At 41.2% G+C, this 18,951-nt stretch carries 17 protein-coding genes; all 17 read right to left on the bottom strand.

Annotation, left to right across the window (positions count from 1 at the left end; translation table 11 throughout):
• Positions 1-4: 4 nt before the first annotated feature.
• The 17 genes from G602_RS0100660 to G602_RS0100580 all read right to left on the bottom strand — a co-directional run bounded on the left by G602_RS0100660 (position 5) and on the right by G602_RS0100580 (position 18,939).
• A complete protein-coding gene (locus tag G602_RS0100660) occupies positions 5-1,591 on the bottom strand; it encodes an ABC transporter substrate-binding protein (protein WP_026657160.1) in 1,587 nt (528 codons plus the stop codon).
• 37 nt (positions 1,592-1,628) lie between these two features.
• The gene (locus G602_RS0100655) at positions 1,629-2,513 is read right to left on the bottom strand and encodes a carbohydrate ABC transporter permease (protein ID WP_026657159.1); all 885 of its coding nucleotides are present in this window, start codon (positions 2,511-2,513) and stop codon (positions 1,629-1,631) included.
• Positions 2,510-3,451 carry an ABC transporter permease subunit gene (locus G602_RS0100650; RefSeq protein ID WP_026657158.1) on the bottom strand — a complete coding sequence of 314 codons (942 nt, stop codon included), beginning with the start codon at positions 3,449-3,451 and terminating at the stop codon, positions 2,510-2,512. The genes G602_RS0100655 and G602_RS0100650 overlap by 4 nt, the downstream gene beginning before the upstream one ends.
• 132 nt (positions 3,452-3,583) lie before the next feature.
• Positions 3,584-4,912: a DUF2130 domain-containing protein gene (locus G602_RS0100645; protein WP_026657156.1), complete on the bottom strand. Its 1,329-nt coding sequence runs from the start codon at positions 4,910-4,912 to the stop codon at positions 3,584-3,586.
• 62 nt (positions 4,913-4,974) lie between these two features.
• Complete coding sequence (locus G602_RS24665; protein WP_026657155.1) at positions 4,975-5,874, bottom strand: class I SAM-dependent methyltransferase; 900 nt, start codon at positions 5,872-5,874, stop codon at positions 4,975-4,977.
• Entirely contained in the window at positions 5,875-6,663 is a 789-nt protein-coding gene (locus G602_RS0100635) for a class I SAM-dependent methyltransferase (protein WP_044930708.1), read from the bottom strand.
• A 75-nt stretch (positions 6,664-6,738) separates the two neighbouring features.
• A complete protein-coding gene (locus G602_RS0100630; protein ID WP_026657153.1) occupies positions 6,739-7,479 on the bottom strand; it encodes an ABC transporter ATP-binding protein in 741 nt (246 codons plus the stop codon).
• Positions 7,480-7,482: 3 nt separating this feature from the next.
• Positions 7,483-8,232, bottom strand: a complete 750-nt coding sequence (locus tag G602_RS0100625) for an ATP-binding cassette domain-containing protein (protein WP_026657152.1) — start codon at positions 8,230-8,232, stop codon at positions 7,483-7,485.
• 3 nt (positions 8,233-8,235) lie between these two features.
• Positions 8,236-9,057: an ABC transporter permease gene (locus G602_RS0100620; protein ID WP_026657151.1), complete on the bottom strand. Its 822-nt coding sequence runs from the start codon at positions 9,055-9,057 to the stop codon at positions 8,236-8,238.
• Positions 9,054-9,977 carry an ABC transporter permease gene (locus tag G602_RS0100615; RefSeq protein WP_026657150.1) on the bottom strand — a complete coding sequence of 308 codons (924 nt, stop codon included), beginning with the start codon at positions 9,975-9,977 and terminating at the stop codon, positions 9,054-9,056. The genes G602_RS0100620 and G602_RS0100615 overlap by 4 nt, the downstream gene beginning before the upstream one ends.
• Entirely contained in the window at positions 9,974-11,617 is a 1,644-nt protein-coding gene (locus tag G602_RS0100610; RefSeq protein WP_026657148.1) for an ABC transporter substrate-binding protein, read from the bottom strand. Before G602_RS0100610 ends, G602_RS0100615 begins: the two co-directional genes overlap by 4 nt.
• 133 nt (positions 11,618-11,750) lie before the next feature.
• Complete coding sequence (locus G602_RS0100605; RefSeq protein WP_026657147.1) at positions 11,751-13,412, bottom strand: SulP family inorganic anion transporter; 1,662 nt, start codon at positions 13,410-13,412, stop codon at positions 11,751-11,753.
• A 78-nt stretch (positions 13,413-13,490) separates the two neighbouring features.
• Positions 13,491-14,480 (bottom strand): helix-turn-helix transcriptional regulator, encoded by a 990-nt coding sequence (locus tag G602_RS0100600; protein ID WP_026657146.1) that lies wholly within the window; start codon positions 14,478-14,480, stop codon positions 13,491-13,493.
• 153 nt (positions 14,481-14,633) lie between these two features.
• The gene (locus tag G602_RS0100595) at positions 14,634-15,620 is read right to left on the bottom strand and encodes a diaminopimelate dehydrogenase (RefSeq protein WP_026657145.1); all 987 of its coding nucleotides are present in this window, start codon (positions 15,618-15,620) and stop codon (positions 14,634-14,636) included.
• 188 nt (positions 15,621-15,808) lie between these two features.
• Positions 15,809-16,675: an ABC transporter ATP-binding protein gene (locus tag G602_RS24660; RefSeq protein ID WP_081675782.1), complete on the bottom strand. Its 867-nt coding sequence runs from the start codon at positions 16,673-16,675 to the stop codon at positions 15,809-15,811.
• Positions 16,632-17,675 (bottom strand): ABC transporter ATP-binding protein, encoded by a 1,044-nt coding sequence (locus tag G602_RS0100585; protein ID WP_026657144.1) that lies wholly within the window; start codon positions 17,673-17,675, stop codon positions 16,632-16,634. Before G602_RS0100585 ends, G602_RS24660 begins: the two co-directional genes overlap by 44 nt.
• Before the next feature lie 19 nt (positions 17,676-17,694).
• Positions 17,695-18,939: an ABC transporter permease gene (locus G602_RS0100580; RefSeq protein ID WP_026657142.1), complete on the bottom strand. Its 1,245-nt coding sequence runs from the start codon at positions 18,937-18,939 to the stop codon at positions 17,695-17,697.
• Between the last annotated feature and the right edge of the window lie 12 nt (positions 18,940-18,951).

Here is an 18,951-nt window from a genome sequence, read left to right as displayed (position 1 = left end):
AAAATCACTCCATGGTCTTAAGATATTCATCAAGCTGCTTTTGCGCTTCATCACATACAGACTGAAGCCCTGAAGCCTCCATAAGTCCCTTAAGCTCTTCCATTGTCTCGTCAGGATCGATTGTACCTGTTACAAGATCATTGTAGTAACTATCCCAAATAGCATCCATAGAGGCTATCTCTGCTTCGCTGTTCTCAGCATTAAAGCTAAATCCTTTTGTATCACTTTGCTTAGCGGTTTTATAGCCTTCATAAACCTTGGTCCACTGATCGGGATCTGCCAGCACCTCCTTACTTGCAGATACCACAGTGGCACTTATAGATGGCCCAGTGACAAAATTATCCATAAGATAACCATCAGCGCCTTCTTTTGTTCTTATTACAGTTCCCTCATAGTAGTCAAAATGCTCTCCTTCTATTCCATAGGCCAAAAGGTCTCTGAACTTGACATCAGTATATAAAAGCTCCATATATTTCAGACATGCCTTTACATTTTCCTCTGGAGCAGCAGCATTTATCGCAAACAGGGCTCCCTGCTCTGTTGCTCTTGATATATTTGGTCCTATGAAACGTGAAAGCTTAACATTAAAGCCTACTGTTTCCGGATCCGACCAGCCCTTGTATCCGGTCCAGGCAGTACCGGTTCTTACGGGAGCCAGGATTGTGTAAGGAAACTCCGTCGTGGTTGCTGCATCAGGATTTATGTAGCCCTTTTCATACCATCTGTGCAGACACCTTAGCATGTTCATGTAATCCTCATCCTCCCATATGGGAATAATTTTTGTCCCTTCCGGTGTTCCAGCCTTACTATAAGGGATTACAAGATAAGATGAGACAATGGACTCGTGTTCATTGCTCATGCCACCAAGTCCGTTTCTTCCCATATAGAGCGGATATTCATCAGGATTATCCTCTTTCCACATTTCGAGCATCGGTTCCAGCTCCTCAAAGGTCATATTCTCAGGAATAGTCATTCCTTTTTCACCCTCGTAATAATCGCTGTTAAGTCGGAAAAATACCTCCGCACCCAGATCCTTAAGCATAGGAACTCCATAAATCCTGTCATTAAGCGTTCCTATCCCCCACCAAGGATCAACTGCCTTATAAAGCTCAGGAGCAGTATCCTGAACCATATCCGTAATATCATAGAAATAGCCTATTCTTGCATTCTTATCAAAATCATTGCACCAGTCACAGGCAAAGGTCATGTCATAGTACTCACCTGCTGTCATATCAAGCGGAAACTGTTCCTCGTTTTTAAAATACATTTCAACAGTAACACCTATCTTCTCAGCACTGATCTCATTGGCCTTCTGAAGCACTTTATCAAGGTCCCTCGGAACGCCTTCATCATAGACCCACCACACAAGATTAATCGGTTCATCAGAATTTGTTGCGGTCTGTTCAGCTGTTGTCTCTTCTCCTGTTGCTGCTTCCGTTTTCGTATCCCGCTCCGTGGCTTTGTCAGCTTCTGTTGACGCACCCTGCTTCGTGTCCTTGTCAGCTTCTGTTGCTGAACTCTGCTCAGTTTTCCCGCATGCAGTAAGTGCCAGAAAAGCTCCCACAAGAATTAGTGCCACTCTTTTTTTCATTTCCAGGTCCTCCTGATTCATAATGATATATAAAAAATTATCCCTTTAAGCCGCCTGCCATTATTCCCTTCTCAAGATATTTTTGCAGAAGCGGATAAGCAATCAATACAGGAATCGTTATTATTACAACTATCGCCATGCGAAAGGATTCAGTAGGTGTGTGCCTGACTACCGTTCCTGATATCCTGTCATTATGTGATACAAATTCAACACTCTTTTGTATTGAGTAAAGTACATATTGCAACGGATACAATTCGCTATGATTCTGACTTATATACAGCATTGCATAATACCAGCTGTTCCAATACGCAAAGGCCTCAAAAATCCCTACCGTCACCATTATCGGTTTTGACAATGGTAATACTATCTGCATGAAAAGTCTGAAGGTTGTTGCACCGTCAGTTCGCGCAGCATCAAGCAGCTCCTCCGGTATCTGATTTTTAAAATAAGTTCTCATTACCAGGATGTACCAGCTTGAGCATGCTCCCGGTAGTATCAGTGCAAGCACGTTATTCTTCAGGTTTAGGAGCTGTGTATTTACAACATATGAAGCTACCAGTCCGCCACTGAAAAACATTGGAATTATGATAAGCAGCATGTACAGCTTTTGCAGTCTGAAGTCCCTGCGACTTATTACAAATGCCATTGTACTTATAAGCCAGAGAGATAAAGTAGTTCCCACAATCATTATAAAAATGCTAAGCAGAAACGATTTTCCGATAATATCCATACTTGACATCAGATATTTATACGCTTCAAGGGAGAACTCCTCCGGAATGAAGCTGTATCCCCTTTTCACAATGGACTCTTCGGATGAAAAGGAAATGATAAATACAAAAACAATAGGCAATATGGTTACAACAGCAATGAAGACTGCCAACAGACTGATAAATACATTGCTCCGGGGTCGTATTATTTTCATAGTATTCCTTCTTCCGGATTTATTTTCTTTGCAGCATAATTAGCTACAATTAACAAAAAGCAGCCCACTGTGTTTTGAATAAGGCTTGCTGCAGCACTATAGCCATAGTTTGCATTTTCCATGAGTGCTTTATAGATATATACATCAATGGTCTGAGTCGAAGATAGGATGGAACCCGAATTTCTGGTAGCCTGATAAAAAAGCCCAAAATCAGTATTAAGAATATTCCCAAGATTCAAAATAAGAAGTACAAGTATTATCGGTCTCAGCATAGGGAGTGTTATGTGATTTATCATCTGAAATACGTCTGCCCCGTCAACAATAGCACTATCATATAGCTCCTGATCTATAGCCGTAATATATGCCATATACATTACAAGTGCATATCCATAAGCCTTCCAGGTATGCGTGATTATGAGAATCACGGGCCATACTCCCGGGTTCTGATACCATCTGACCGGATCGTTACCTGTGTTTATAAGGATATTATTAAAAAGACCTCTGTCTGTCGAAAGGAAAGTATACAGAAAATAGCTTACCACTACCCACGAAAGAAAGTGCGGAAGCATAGCGGCAGTCTGAACTGCCATGGAAAGCTTTTTTGAATACAAATATGATAACAGTATAGCCAGCGCTACGGGCAACACTGTGTCTATGACAAGAAAAGTCAGGTTATATGCAAGGGTATTACGTACTGTCAAAAGCATTTGAGGATTTAAAAACAAAAACTTGAAATTATCAAATCCAACACAGGGACTTTTCTGAAAGAGCGAATAAATAAAACCTTTGCCCGGAACCGGTTTATATCGCTTAAAGGCAATTACGATTCCGAACATAGGCAAATAACAGAATACTAAATACCAAATCAGTGTAGGTAAAGACAGCAGAAGAAGCCCTGAATTCTTGCCCTTCCGCTGAGACCGTTTTCTTTTATCCAAAGCACTTCCCCCTCTTTAGGCAACCGATAATTATTTTATCGTTCTGCCTTAGTGCCGGCTATTTGTTGAAATTTGGTTCATAAATATATTTTATACAATTTACTAAAAAAAGCATCTATATTTGACGTTTTTTTATATTTTTTTCAGTTCTTCGAACTTTGCCTGCATTGTAGGATTTCCCTTAGTAAGTCTCTTAACACTGACCTCATCTACCTTATTGTTGGCAATTCTAAGCTGGTTATCTGAGCCAAGGAGCTCTTTCTTAACCTTTTCAAGGTGTTGTATTGTCTTGTCAATTTCGTCTATTGCCTTATCGAAATGAGAATGGGCAAGCTCATAATTTCTTCCAAAATCATCCTTGAATTTCAAAAGACTGTCCTCAAAATTAGAAATATCAATATCCTGATTTCTTATCTCTGCCAGCTCCTGCTTGTACATAAGAGCATTCATAGCAGCATTTCTAAGCAGTGTGATCATCGGAATAAAGCACTGCGGTCTCACAACATACATCTTGTCGTATTTATAGGAAACATCAACTATTCCCGCATTGTAGAGCTCACTGTCAGCCTCAAGAAGTGATACCAGAACGGCATATTCACAATTTTTTTCTCTTCTGTCCTTATCAAGTTCCTTGAAGAAATCCTCATTCTTATGCTTTGTGGAAGTAGTATCCATCTCGTTTTTCATCTCAAACATGATGGATATTATTTCATTGCCGAATTCATCCTTCTCTCGATAGATGTAATCACCCTTACTTCCGGATCTGGCATCATTATCCTTTTCAAAATATGCGTTGGAAAAGGCTGTCGCCCTGAGCTGATTAAACTGAATCTCACAGTGCTGCTCCAGGGTTTCTCCGACCATCTTTGTGGACATCTTTGTCTTTAAATCTTTGTAAAACTCTATCTGCTCATCCTTCTGAGCGAGTAATATCTGCGACTTCTCCTTCTCAGCCTGAAGATTTCTCTCAAGGTCTCGCTTCTCGTCCTCAACTTCCTTTACGGCCTCAAGAACAGCAGCTTTCTGCTTATCCTCAGCTCTCTCTATCTGACCCACCAGCTTTTGATTTTCAATCTCGGCTTTGGAAACCTCTTCACGGAGCTTCTGCGCTGTTTTATCATGATCATCCCTTAGTTTTTTTGTCTCTGCATCATAACTTTTTCTAAGTTCCTGATTTTCTTTACTAAAAGACTCTCTAAGTTTACTAAGCTCCTTTTCATGACTTTCACGAAGCTCGGATAGTTGTTTTTCATAAGATTCCTGGAGCTTTAGCTTAAGTTCGGAATTAACCGCATCCAGCTCAAGCTTGTGTTTTTCCCCAAGATGTTTCTCCAGCTCTTCGATTCTTTTATCAACATCCTTCTTAAACTCTTCATCTCTTATCTGACTTACAATTGAGCTCAGCTCTGTATCATCCACCGAAAAAACCTGTCCACAATGTGGGCACTTTAATTCTGCCATTTCAATCCTCCCGGAATTTCCAATATTATTTCTTAATTATATCTCGAAAAACTATCATTTCATTAAATATAATATTTCCTTGCACTTATCATGAACATCCTATCCGGAATATAAAACTCATCCTTCTCTGAAAAAATCCTGTCCGCAAATTCCGTATCACACTGAATATCAACAAAGCCAAGTCTCTCAAGAATCTCCTTGTCCCACTCAGGCCTGTCCAGCGCACTTATTGTAAGCATATGATAAATCTCATGACACTCATCCTTAAGCTTATCGCTGATATTTCTGTGGGCCAGATTCTCTAATGTCTTCAAATTGTGAGCACCCTTGGCATATTCCGCATCGAAATTCAGAAGCAGCCCTCCCTTCTTCAGAACCCTAAACCACTCCTTATATGCTTCTACAGGATGAGGCAGTGTCCAGGTGAGATTTCTTGTGATCACAACATCAAAGGTCTCATCCTCGAATGAAAGCTTCTCCGCATCCATGATCACTGCCTTCACAGGCTTACTATAAGGTTCATGAAGCTTAATAAGTTCTCTGGCTTCGTTAATCATTTTCTCTGTAAGGTCGATTCCAGTTACTTCATAACCTTCTTTCCCCAGAAGAACACAGAAATATCCGGCTCCACAACCTACATCGAGAATTTTCAAGGTTCTTTCCATGCCCCCGTCATTGCAGCTGATACCACAAATCTCAGATGTGTCTTTTTTCAATTCAAAAAAACCATCGCTTTTCAATTCCGAAAAACCATCACTTTTCAATTCCAAAGAAGCATTCTCTCCAAATGACTCAAAAAGCTTTGTTCTGATTTCAGAAAGCCACTTCCCCGCCTTCGGACTCGAAAGCTCATGCTGTCTCTGCTCAAAAAAACTCTCTGCCCTTTCTGTCCAATAGCCTGTAACTCTATCCTTGATTTCCTCTGATTCCTCCTCAAAGGGAATATACTTTAATTCACTCATTTATAAAACAACCTTTACCATAAACATAGGTGTCGAAGCATAATTAACCTTTTCCTTTTCCGAATAAACCCTCGAACCTATATCATAAACACTGCTAACTGACTGCACTAAATTTTTATTGAAATAGTCAATATCCCATCCCGGTCTGTCTATTCCTGTAAGCGGAAGCTTATCCGCGATATGCTCCATAACATCAAAATTATCACCGATGTTGTAATCTCCAAAGCCCTGCTCCTTCACATTGGCTCTGTCCAGATCATACTGTTCTTTCTTTTCCGAATCCCTGAGGTAGGCATACCAGTTGGCATCAAAAATCAGCATCAGTCCATCCTTTTTAAGAACTCTCATCCATTCACTGTAGGCCTTCTGAGGATCCGGAAGATTCCAGGTAAGATTCCTTGAAAAAACAACATCAAAACAGTCATCTTCAAAGCCAAGCTCCATGGCATTCTCTGTTCTGAAAGAAATCATATCTGCCAACTCTCCGGCATTTTTCCTAGCTTCTGCGAGCATGGTCTTTGCAAAATCTGCCGCAGTAACTGTATATCCAAGCTCAGCCAGTATAATAGAAATAAATCCCGGGCCTGCACCTATATCAAGAATTTTTATCTTTCCTCTTTCATCCGGCGCAATACCAAAATGAGCCCTGATTTCCTCATCCAGAAGCTTTGACCAGTTTTTTCTCTGGGAGCCCTCAAGCTCTTCCCTGTTAACGTCAGAATAACCGGGTGCTCTGTCTATCCAATATTCATGATTCCTGATACTTATTGCATTCTTAGTACTAAACATATTCGTATTCTTACCGTTCTATCTGTAAATCTCAGTCAAATCTGCGCTGCTCATACTACATCTAAATGAGCCATCCTAAATAGCCTGCCTTTTTACGCTATCAATCAGCAGTCTTGTATATTCATCCTTGGGATTACCAATTACCTCATCAGTACTGCCCTGCTCCACGCATCTTCCATCCTTCATGACCATGATTCTGTCGCATATCATACTGACTAGTGCAATATCATGGGATATGAAAACAGCGGACAATTTTCCATCACTCTTTAACCTCTGCAATAGTTCAACTACCCTTGCCTGCGTCGATACATCAAGCGCACTTGTGATTTCATCGCAGAGTAATATCTCCGCATTTGAATAGAAAGCTCTCGCAATGGACATCCTCTGGCACTGCCCGCCTGAAAGTTCTCCCGCTCTTCTTGACAGTTGCCTTTCCTCTAGTCCTACAAGCTCAAGAAGACGCAGAATTTCATCCTTATCCTTCTTTCCTCTTCCGTTTTCCAAAATAGCTTTTTCCATTGTCATTCTGGGATCGAATGAGCTCTTTGCATTCTGAAAAATCACCTGCAGGAACTCGCCTGTCTGCCTTGGCTTTTTGCCGGTATACTCCTCACCTTTAAAATAAAGAGAACCGCTGCTTGGAGGGATCATACCTGAAATAACTCGTAAAAGAGTACTTTTCCCTGAACCGCTCTCTCCTACTATCCCAAGCACCTCACCCTTACTAAGCGTAAAGCTCACATCCTGAAGAGCATTAGTATAGCCAATCTTATCATTGAAGCATTTATTTAAATTTTTACCCTCGAGTAAAACCATATATCACATCGCCTTTAATCTTGGGACATCTCTTAACAGACCCTTTGTATATTCATGCTTTGGATTTGTAAGAACATCCTTTGCATCACCGATTTCAACTATTTTTCCCTGATACATAATAGCAACTCTGTCTGCAATATTGGCAGCTATACCCAGATTATGAGTTACAAAAACTATGGTAACCCCGAATTCTCTGCGGAGCCTTAAAAGCTCATCTACGACAGCTATTGCAGTAGAAACATCAAGCGCACTTGTAATCTCATCACAGAGTAAAAGCTCCGGATTCAAAAGCAGAGACGCCGCAATTGCCATTCTCTGATTCATTCCGCCGCTCAGCTCATACGGTCTCATTTTCAAAAGCTTGTCTGTATCCTTAAGTCCAAGAGTAGAAAATATCGCAGCAAGCTTTTCCTTATCAGGCTCTCTTTTGTGGCTCTTAAGCGTCTCCGCAAACTGCACATCAAAGGACCGCAAGGGATTAAAAGCACCCTCAGGATTTTGCTGAACAAGCCCTATACTGCTGCCAAGAAGCTTGTGTCCACAGTGACTTCCCTTGAACATTACACTTCCCTCATTTACCCTTACGCTCTTATCCTCACATATTGCCTTTATGAGAGTGGACTTTCCGGAACCGCTCTCTCCCACAATGCAGAGAACTTCACCTTTATAGACGCTAAGGTCAATTTCCTTCAGCACCATACTCTCATCATATGAGGTGCAAAGCTTTTTTATGTCAAGTAAACACTCCGCCATCCTTTACACCTCCATGTAATCCATCACAACATCACCAAGATAGTTGAAAACAATAATGGTGATAATAGTTGCAAGCGCAGGAAAAAGCACAGCCCACGGCGCTATCTGAATATATGCCTTAGCCTCACTTATCATCGAACCCCATTCAGCCTTCGGAGGCACAACACCAAGTCCTAAAAATGACAAGCCTGATAATCCTATCATAGTTGTTCCAATCTGTGTAAGGGCATTTGTCAAAACAGGCGCAAGAAGATTCGGGAATACATGAACCATTATTATATAAAAATCACTTTTCCCTGCAAAGAAAGCCGCCTGAATATATGCCTCCTTTTTTATTGAAAAAGTATGACTTCTTGAAAGTCTCGCAAAGCTGACCCACATGGTTATACCAAGTGCAACCATTGCTCCTGACATTCCCGCGTTTAATATACCCGCAACTGCAATTGCCACAACCATCTGCGGAAATGCCAGCATAATATCAGCAAGTCTCATAAGCAGCTGGTCCAGAATACCCCCATAATATCCGCAAAGCATTCCTATCACCGTTCCGATTGAAAATGATATGAATACCAGTAGAAAAGTAGCTGCAATTGTGGTTCTTCCACCATACAATACCCTCGAAAACACACATCTTCCAAGATTATCCGTTCCAAAGGGGTACTGTGCTCCCGGTGCCATCCTTATGGAAGACGCACTTGTTGTATACGGATCATTTGGCGCGATAACTCCTGCAAAGGTGGTCATCAGAATTATCAAAAGCGCAAGCAAAGACACAACAATTATTCTCTTTTTTAATTTCTTTTCCCTGAGTGTTCTTTGTTTCATATATTTGTCCTTGGATCCATTAAGTGCCCTAAAATGTCTGAAACCTGATTTATCACCACATAGATTGTTCCCATTACTATTACGAATCCCATTATCACAGGGTAATCTCTTGCGGTAATTGAATCCATCACAAGCTTTCCTATGCCGGGCCACCTGAAAATTGTCTCAATTACAACACTTCCGCCCATGAGTGTTCCAATCTGCAGCGCAATAACTGTGGAAATATGTCCGATGGAATTCCTTAGAATATTCAGCACAATATATCGACCTTTTACCCCTCGTCCCCACATTCCTACGACGTAATCCTCTTTCAACTGGATAAGAAACTCTGTGCGCATCTGCCTTATAAATCTTCCTGTCATTGGTATCGAGAGAGATACCACAGGCATAAACAGCCCCTGAAGATTCTCGCTTGCGATTACGGGGAACAGCTTCATTTTTATGCATAAAAAGTACATGAGCAAAACAGATATCAGGAAGTTGGGAATTGAATTTCCTATAAAGGAAAACAGTCTGATGATATTGTCTGCTATGCCATTTTTCTTAATTGCAGAAAGCACTGCAAGTGGAAATGAAATCAGAAGCGATAATATCAGGCTTGTCATAGCAAGAATAGTCGTATTCCTAAGCCCTGCCCACAGCTTTGGTGCAACAGGCATATCATCCTTAAAGGAAACTCCAAAATCTCCTCTGATAACGCGGACAAGCCACTCCCCGTATCTAACGAGGAATGGCTTTAAAAGACCGAGTCTTTCGCGCTCTGCATCCAGCACTTCCTTTGTGACGGCGACCCCTTGCGAGGTCAGCCTTTTTTCAGCCGGATCACCCGGCGCTATATAAAGAAGTGCAAATACAAAAAAGCTCAAAATCATCAGGATTACTATTAAACTGACAATTTTCTTAATTGCCTTTTTTATCATTTAATATCTGTCTCCGCATCTATTCCATAGAAATCAAATGGAATATCCTCTGCAAAACCTGATACGCCGGGACGAAGAACTGTTGTGTTATTGAAAAGTCCGACATATCCAAAAGCATTGTCATCAATTGCAATCTGAACTATCTCATTTGCAAGCTCTGCCCTCTTTGCAGTATCTGTCTCATATTTAAGCTGCTCAATAAGCTCCTCACAGTGAGCATCGTCGAATCCGCCGCAGTCGTAATATGAGCCTTCCTTAAGAGTTGACTCGATGAAATAAAGCGGATCACCTGACTTATCAGCGATCATACAATAAAGTGCAAGGTCAAAGTCACTGTTTGCAATGTAAGTAGAATCGGGATCTTCCTCTACTCCAAGTACTGAATCAATTCCTATAGCTTTAAGCTGTTCCTGGATAAGAAGTGCAATTGTATCGAGTGATCTTGCAGCATAATACTTAATATTTATGGAAAGCTTTTGTCCATCCTTTTCATAGATGCCATCACTTCCAAGTGTATAACCATCAGCCTCAAGAATCTCCTTTGCCTTGTCTGTATCTACTGCAGGCACTGTAACCTTACCATACTCAGCACTGGTACTGAAAGGTCCCACTGCAGGTGATACTGTTCCTGATAAGTATTCAGCAATCTTGTCCTTATCAACAGTGAGGTTAATTGCTTCTCTTACAGCATCATCAAGAGTGTTCTCATTAAGGATATAGAACTGAAGTCTTGCTCCGGGAATGGATACCACGTTGTAATTTTCAGGCTCCTGCTCATATACTGCAAGTGCTGCAGAAGATACGCTGTTATAGCAGTCAATCTCACCACTCTGCATCGCAAGAAGCTTCGGGTCGTCCTCCTGCATGTAGTAGAATACTGCACCGTCAAGCTTTACATCTCCGCCCCAGTAATTCTCGTTCTTTGTAACTTCCACATCACCCTCAGGCTGGAATTTTGCGATCACGAAAGGACCTGTGCAGATAGGATTGTTATCAAAATCTGTTGTCGCATCGAGGTCAATCATTCCAAGCTCAGGGCTTGCCAGCTCGTTACGAAGAGTAGGATAAACTTCCTTTGTATCAATAGTAACTGTTTTGTCATCCACAGCTGTCATGTCAAAGTCAGCAAGATAAGCAAAGCGCTCATTCACTTCCGCAACTCTCTGAAGATTCTTAATTACCATCTCAGCAGTAAGAGGTGTTCCGTTTGAAAAAGCAACTCCATCATTTAGTGTAATTGTCCATACTCTGCCTTCAACTGTAGCATCCCCCGCAAGGCATGGTGCTGCTTCCATATTCTCATTCATCTTAAAAAGTGCCTCGGAAATACCATAAATTGAAGTGTACCATCCATAGTATTCCTTATGCACATCAAGACTTGGATATGCAAATGATGCTGCTGTCTTAAGTATCTTTGTCCCGTCAGAAGAAGTTGTTCCTTCTGCTGCCGCATCCTTAGCGTCTGCCTCTGTCTGATCTCCTTCTGCTTCATTCTTATCACCCGCATCAGTCTGATCAGCACTTGCTTCAGTACTTTCTGTACTTTCATTTGTGCTTCCGGTATTTGTATTACCTCCACAGCCTACTGCACTAAGCGCAAGCACTGCGGTAAGTAAAATTGATAAAACTTTTTTCTTCATAATAAAAAACTCCTATTCATGATTATTAGTCACGAATAGAAGTTTAGTACAAACAAGAATTTATTATAAGCCCCCCGGGGGGTTATGATTTTCCTTAAGCACCTGAATGCATGAAAATAATTACTTCTTATTTTTAATATGAAGCAGCCTTCTCAAGAGCTTCATCGATATGAGCTGCAAAATTATCTCTTCCTACCTTCTCAACAAAGCCGTCCTTCTCCATGGTTCTCATGGGCTGCTCGTTAACATGTGAAAAGATAAGTCTTACTCCTCTCTTTTTGCAATCATCATAGAGCATCTCAAGAGCTCTCATTGCGGTAGCATCAAGAGCCGGAACACTTCTCATTCTTATAACAAGACACTTAGTGAATTCCTTGGTTGTAATATCTGCAAGGGCATCTGCATCACCAAAGAACATGGGACCATTGATCTCATATACACGAACATGCTTAGGCACAACCTTAAGGTCAATGCTGTCGGGATCATGTTTTTCAAGTTCCTCATCATCGGGATCAACATAAGTCCAGCCGCGAACTGATGTCTCCTCGCTCATTCTCTTCATGAAAAGGAGGCATGCGAGAACCATACCAACCTCGATAGCAACCACAAGGTCAAATACAACTGTAAGAACAAAAGTGGTTACGAGTACGATTATGTCACTCTTAGGTGCAGTTTTACAAAGGTGTGTAAAGGGTCTCCACTGGCACATATTGTAAGCAACCTGGAAAAGGATTGCTGCAATGGTCGGCATGGGGATAAGTGCTGCATACGGCATAAGCACAACAAGTACAAGGCAAAGAACAATTGAATGAACGATACCTGCTATGGGTGTTCTACCACCGTTCTTGATGTTTGCAGCTGTTCTTGCAATCGCTCCTGTCGCGGGGATACCGCCAAATAAAACTGATCCGATGTTACCGCATCCCTGTGCAATAAGCTCCATATTTGATCTGTGATGTGAACCGATCATACCATCGGCAACAACTGCAGAAAGAAGTGACTCGATAGCAGCAAGGATCGCGATTGTGAATCCGTTTGAAAATGATTCTCTTACGAGCTTCCAGCTAAATACCGGTGCATGGAATTTAGGAAGTCCACCGTTAATAGTATAAAGATCACCTATGGTATTAACCTTCATTCCAAGAACCTTTACCATAAGGATACCTACGATTACGGCAATAAGTGAAGCAGGTATCTTCTCAAAGAACTTAGGCCATATAATAAGAACCGCAAGACAGACAACACCAACGATAAGTGCCTGATAATTGATGGTTGCTATGTTCTTAACTATAGCCTCCACTTTTTCCGTTGTCTCAATCGTAACTGTTCCCTTGGGATATGTAAGTCCTAAGAAATCCTTGATCTGTCCTATAAGAATTGTCACAGCGATACCCGCTGTAAAACCTGTTGTGATGGTATAGGGGATAAACTTGATAAGCGAACCAAGTCTTAGAAGTCCCATCAGAATAAGAAGAATTCCGGCAATAATTGTTGCCATCATAAGTCCTTCCATTCCGTTAGTAGCAACTATACCTGCGACAATTGTTGCAAAAGCGGCTGTGGGACCTGCGATCTGAACTCGGCTTCCACCTAAAAATGAAATGATAAAACCTGCAACAATTGCAGTGTAAAGACCTTCCTCAGGTCCTACACCCGATGCAAGTGCAAGCGCTATCGAAAGCGGAAGCGCAATGATTGCAACTATTATTCCGGAAATAACATCAGTAGTAAACTGTTTCGCCGTGTACTTCTTCATCACGGAAAAAAGCATCGGCTTTATTTTGTCCTTTTTCATAATAAAAATCTCCCATTTAATGAAACGTTAACAAAAAACAGACAAATTATAGCACAGTTTCATAAATGGGAGCATATTTTATTTGTAGAATTCTAAGAGATTATCTATCTCTTCCTTGTACGCTTTTACTACAGAAGCCGGAGCAGTGATTTTCACATTTGTTCCAAGTCCGAAGATCCAGCCAAAAAACTGGTCACTTACAGCCACTTCGACCCTGACATCTGACCATCCTTTTTTCTTGGATGGCTTCACTGAAATATCTTTTCCGAATCTGTCAATCAGAATACCTATCATCTCATCCCTGACAGAAAGAGTGACCATCGTTCCATCTCCGCCAAACATTCCAAAAGCCCTGTTTGTGTATGCTGCCAGGTCAAAGGCTTTAAAGTGCTCTTTTCCCTCTCTCTTCTCGTCAAGAATTGTCAGTTTATCCATCTTATCTACTCTGTACTGCTTGATCTTATCTGCCACAGCATCATAAGCAATGAGATAGTAATTTTCATCATTCCAGGTAAGCTTCCAGGGACTAATGATATAGGGTTCATTTTTTCTCGGAACCAGCTTCTTATTTGTGTCCCAGTTCATGTACTTAAAACTGATTTTCTTATTATCGGATATTGCACTGTGAATCTCGTCCACAGTATAGTAGATACTCTCATTCATTGTCTTTACGCGTCCCTGAACAGCCAGCTGTCTCTCAAGCTGTGCAGCCTCATAGGAACTTGCAAGTGTAGTAAGCTTCTTAATAAGAGCGTTAGATTTCTTCTCTGTAATAAATTTGAAGGATTGAATCGCATCTACAAGGAGCTTTAATTCTGCAAGCTCAAACCTTCTGCTTGCAATATGGTAAACAAAATATTTACCACTCTTCTCGCCAATAACATCAAGACCTATCTCGTTTAGAGCATCAATATCTGTATAAATGCTCTTCCTGTCTGCCGTAATTCCATACGCCTCAAGCTCCTGCAACAAATCCGGCATAGTAAGTCCGTGTGTATCATCAGTCTCTTCCAGCAGTATTTTTGCAAGATAATAGAGTTTTAATTTCTGATTTGTTCCCTTTGGCATAAGTTTTCCCCCATACGTAAATTATGCTGATGCAACTCCTTTTTATATTATTATAGTATGCCTTAAACCAGGCAATTGCAAAAGAAAAATCCCACGTTCTGCGTATCATAATATTTTATGATACACATTACATGGGATTACTATCAGCATATATTACAGCAGGTGTGCTCTTAATTCCTCGCCGCTCTTATCTGAAAGATATGCCGGAGGAATATCAAGCATGGTCTTACAACCTGTCTGTCCCTCCTTATTCATGCGTACAGCTGCTCTTGCTGCAGCCACAAGGACACTTGTAGTAAATTCCGGATTGGAATCAAGCTTTAAGCTGTACTCTATAACATGATTGTGCTCCTTGTCAGCACCTGTCTTGCCTGTTCTGAAAACAAAACCGCCGTGTGCCATTCCACTGTGGTTCTTAAGAAGCTCTTCTTCACTGATGAAGTGAACTGTTGTGTCATAATCAGCAAAATAGTTGGGCATCTCCTTAATTTCCTTCTCAACCCTTGCTGCATCAGCGCCTTCCTCAAGAACAACAAAGCACTCTCTTGTGTGCTTGTCGCGTGTTGTGAGTTCAGGATTCTTGCCGCTTCTGACTGCTTCAAGAGCACTTTCTACAGGGATAGTATACTGTTTGGCATTCTTTACGCCATCAATTCTTCTGATTGCATCTGAATGTCCCTGTGATACACCCTTTCCCCAGAAAGTATAATCGTTTCCGTCAGGAAGAATAGCATTTGAATAAACTCTTGCAAGTGAGAACATTCCGGGATCCCATCCGCATGAAATAACAGCAACTTTACCTGCTTCCTTAGCAGCGGCATCAACATTTGCAAAGTGCTCCGGAATTCTTGCATGTGTATCAAAACTGTCTACAACATTGAACAGCTTAGCATACTGAGGAGTCTGAACCGGAAGATCTGTAGCGCTTCCTCCGCAGAGAATCATTACATCTACCTTATCTTTCCAGTCTTCTACTTCATTAACAGACACAACGGGAATTCCCTGAGTCTTTATTGTCAGTGTGGAAGGGTCTCTTCTTGTGAAAACAGCTACAAGCTCCATGTCAGGAGCTTCCTTTACTGCAAGCTCAACACCCTTACCCAGATTACCATATCCTATAATACCGATTCTAGTGCTCATAAGTCCTCCTTTATTTAATCTTTCTAAAGCGCATTATACGCCATTTTACAAGGAAAAATCTACATAAAATTTTAGTGTATTAACGCGTTAATATATATATTCTCCCTACATGCCAAATCCCCCGCCGTCCATGGCGAGGGATTTGCTCATACAACTAATCTATTAAAGTTAGGCTAAAGCTATTTTTATCAGCTTACTACTGTATCAAGATCCCACTTCTCATAGATCTTAGGTACATCACTGATAAGTCTCTTTGTGTAATCAGCCTGCGGATTGATAATAACCTCCTCTGCAGTACCTGACTCAACAAATTTACCATGCTCCATGATATAAACCTTATCGGAAATGTAATAAGCAAGACCGATATCATGTGTGATGAAAATGATTGTCATATTGATCTCATCACGAAGCTTTAAGAGCATATCAAGGATTGTTGCTCTTGAGCATGCATCGATCATGGATGTAGGCTCGTCGGCCATAAGAATCTTCGGCTTTAAGAGGAAGATGCGGGCAATCATAAGTCTCTGCATCTGTCCACCGGAGAGCTCGAAAGGATACTTGTTTGTAAGCTCTGCATACTTAAGGTTAACAAAGCTGCAGGCCTCTGTCTTCATCTGTATCTTCTGCTCCTCAGGAAGATTCTTAAATCCTCTCATGTTCAGGCAGTCATCCAATACCGCATCAATCTTATAGAAGATGTTGTAGGATGAGAAAGGATCCTGGAAGATGGGCTGGATATTTTTCCAGTATTCCTTCTTCTTAGCGTTTGTGCTTATATCACGGGGTTTTCCCTGATAATCAATTGATCCTTCTGTTGTGCTGATAAGACCAAGAAGCATCTTTGAAAGAGTTGTCTTTCCACTTCCTGACTCACCAACTATTGAAACAATCTCGCCCTCATTAAAGTCAAAATCAACGTGATCAACAGCTACTTTCTGAGTTTTACCTACTCCGAATATCTTTGTAAGTCCTCGCCCTGAGAGGCAAGGCTTCGGAGCCGGTTTATTTGTATCAGTCGAATTCTGTTTCTGGCTCTGGTTTTGATTCGTTGCCATTAGCGTATACCTCCCTAAGCTTTCTTACTGACATCAGACAGCGGTAACATCTGCCATTCTCAAATTCCTTGGCATCAGGTGCCATAGCGGTACATGTAGGAACCGCATATTTACATCTGGGTGCAAATCTGCATCCCTTCGGAGGATTCTTGAGGTTCGGAGGTGTTCCGGGCAGTGCTGTCAGATCATGTGCTTTCATACCTTCCTCAGGAACGATGATGGATCCCATAAGGCCCTTAGCATATGGATGCACCGGATCAAATACCATTTCCTTCGCTGTTCCAAGCTCTACAAACTGTCCTGCGTACATTACTGCGATATCATCTGTTACATTATAGAGAAGTGGAAGCTCATGTGTGATGAAAATCATGGACTTGATATAGCCCTTTTCCATAAGCTGTCTCATCATTCTGATAACCATCTTCTGAGATGTAACATCAAGAGCTGATGAAGGCTCATCTGCAATAAGTACCTTAGGTGAAAGGATTGTAGATATTGCAATAACGGTACGCTGTTTCATACCACCTGAGAGCTCTACAGCGTGCTTTTCAAGTACATCCTCAGGAAGTCCAAGCTCAGCAAAGCGTTCCCTTGCCATATCGTAAATTTCTTTTTTAGTCATCTTTATTCCGTGAGCATGAATAACGTCCTCAACGAAACGGATAATCTTCTGAGTAGGATTCAGCGCATTCATAGCTGCCTGAGGGATGTAAGCGATCTCGTTACCGAGAATCTTTCTACGTACATCATCGGGCTTCATATTTGAAATTGTCTGACCGTCAACTATGATATCTCCACTAATATAATGAAGGGGAGCAAAATAGTAACCCATAAGTGAAAGTGCAAGTGTTGATTTACCACATCCGGACTCTCCGGCAATACCAAGTGATTTTCCTTCTTCTACCTTAAGGGAAACACCATCAACCGCATACACATCCTCATGGAATCTGGTTATATATTTAGTTTTGAGGTCTCTTACCTCAAGCATTACTTTTCCCATAACTAACCTTTCCTTTCCATTAATCACGAAGCTGCGGGTTGAATACCTGATCCATTCCTGTGTTCATAAGGTTAAGTGAGAATGAAATCAGCGCTATCAAAATTACTACCGGGAAGTATGCCCACCAGGAACCATTTAAGTGTGCTGAATACTGCATTGCCCACTGCATCATAAGTCCCAGGGTAGCTGTCTTTGTTGTTGCAGGTCCAAGTCCTATCATTGAGAGCTGTGCTTCTGCAAGGATTCCTGATGAAATCTGAAGAATCATAGCCATTACAACATAAGAAGCGATGTAAGGAAGGATATCTGTGAAGATGATCCTGAACATGCTGTGACCTGACAATTTTGACAGGTTAACGTGATCACGGTTTCTAAGTGATATTACCTGTGAACGAACGGAACGTGTTGTCCATGGCCACGATGTAATACCGATGATTATACCAACCATTGCAATACCTCTTGCCTTATCTCCTACAGAGTAAGAAATGAGGATCAGGATTACGAAGGAAGGAATAACTGTAAACAGGTTTGTGATGAAAATAATGATGTTATCAGCAAGTCCACCCATGTATCCTGCAATAAGTCCAAGTAAAAGACCAATTGCTGTTGCGATAAGTCCTGCAAGAAGACCGATCTTTAAGGAAGACTTTGTAGCTGCAACAAGCTCTGTGAGCACATCACGACCGAAGTTATCAGTTCCTAAGAGGAAGGTCTTTGTTGTTACGTCCTTAATGTTTATATAGTCTGTATCCTTAATAACCTTACTCTGCTGAAGAGTACCCTCTTCATCCTTTTCAGCAATGATAACACCTGAATCCTTCATAGCTGCTGTAATCTGGCCATCTAATCTTCTAAGTGCTTTTCTCTTAGCTGTTGTAAGTCCCTTATACTTTGTATTGGGATCGTAATTTGCTTTCCAAAGTGCTACAAGTCCTTCAGCATCTGTTACATCGATTTCTGACTCAGCAACACCTGCCTGCTTAATAAGGAAATCCTGAATACTTGCTCTTGTGTCTACATCGAGTACCATCTCAAGCTTTGAAAACTGCTTGGGAATCTGCAATGTATAGGTTTTCTCAAGTGCTGACTCTTCTACAGATACATATGTCCCCGGTTTGAAGAAGTTACCCTGTCCTATCATCTGCAACGGATCAGCTGTTACAAAAATAGGATAAATGAGTACTGTAAGCAGTATGAACATAAAGATTACAAATCCAAACAGGAACTTTCCGGAATGGAAAACTTGTTTTATTGTATTTTTCATTTTTCATTCCCT

This window comes from Butyrivibrio sp. AC2005 (assembly GCF_000424145.1).
Taxonomy (GTDB): domain Bacteria; phylum Bacillota; class Clostridia; order Lachnospirales; family Lachnospiraceae; genus Butyrivibrio.
This window is presented reverse-complemented; position numbering and strand designations above follow the sequence as displayed.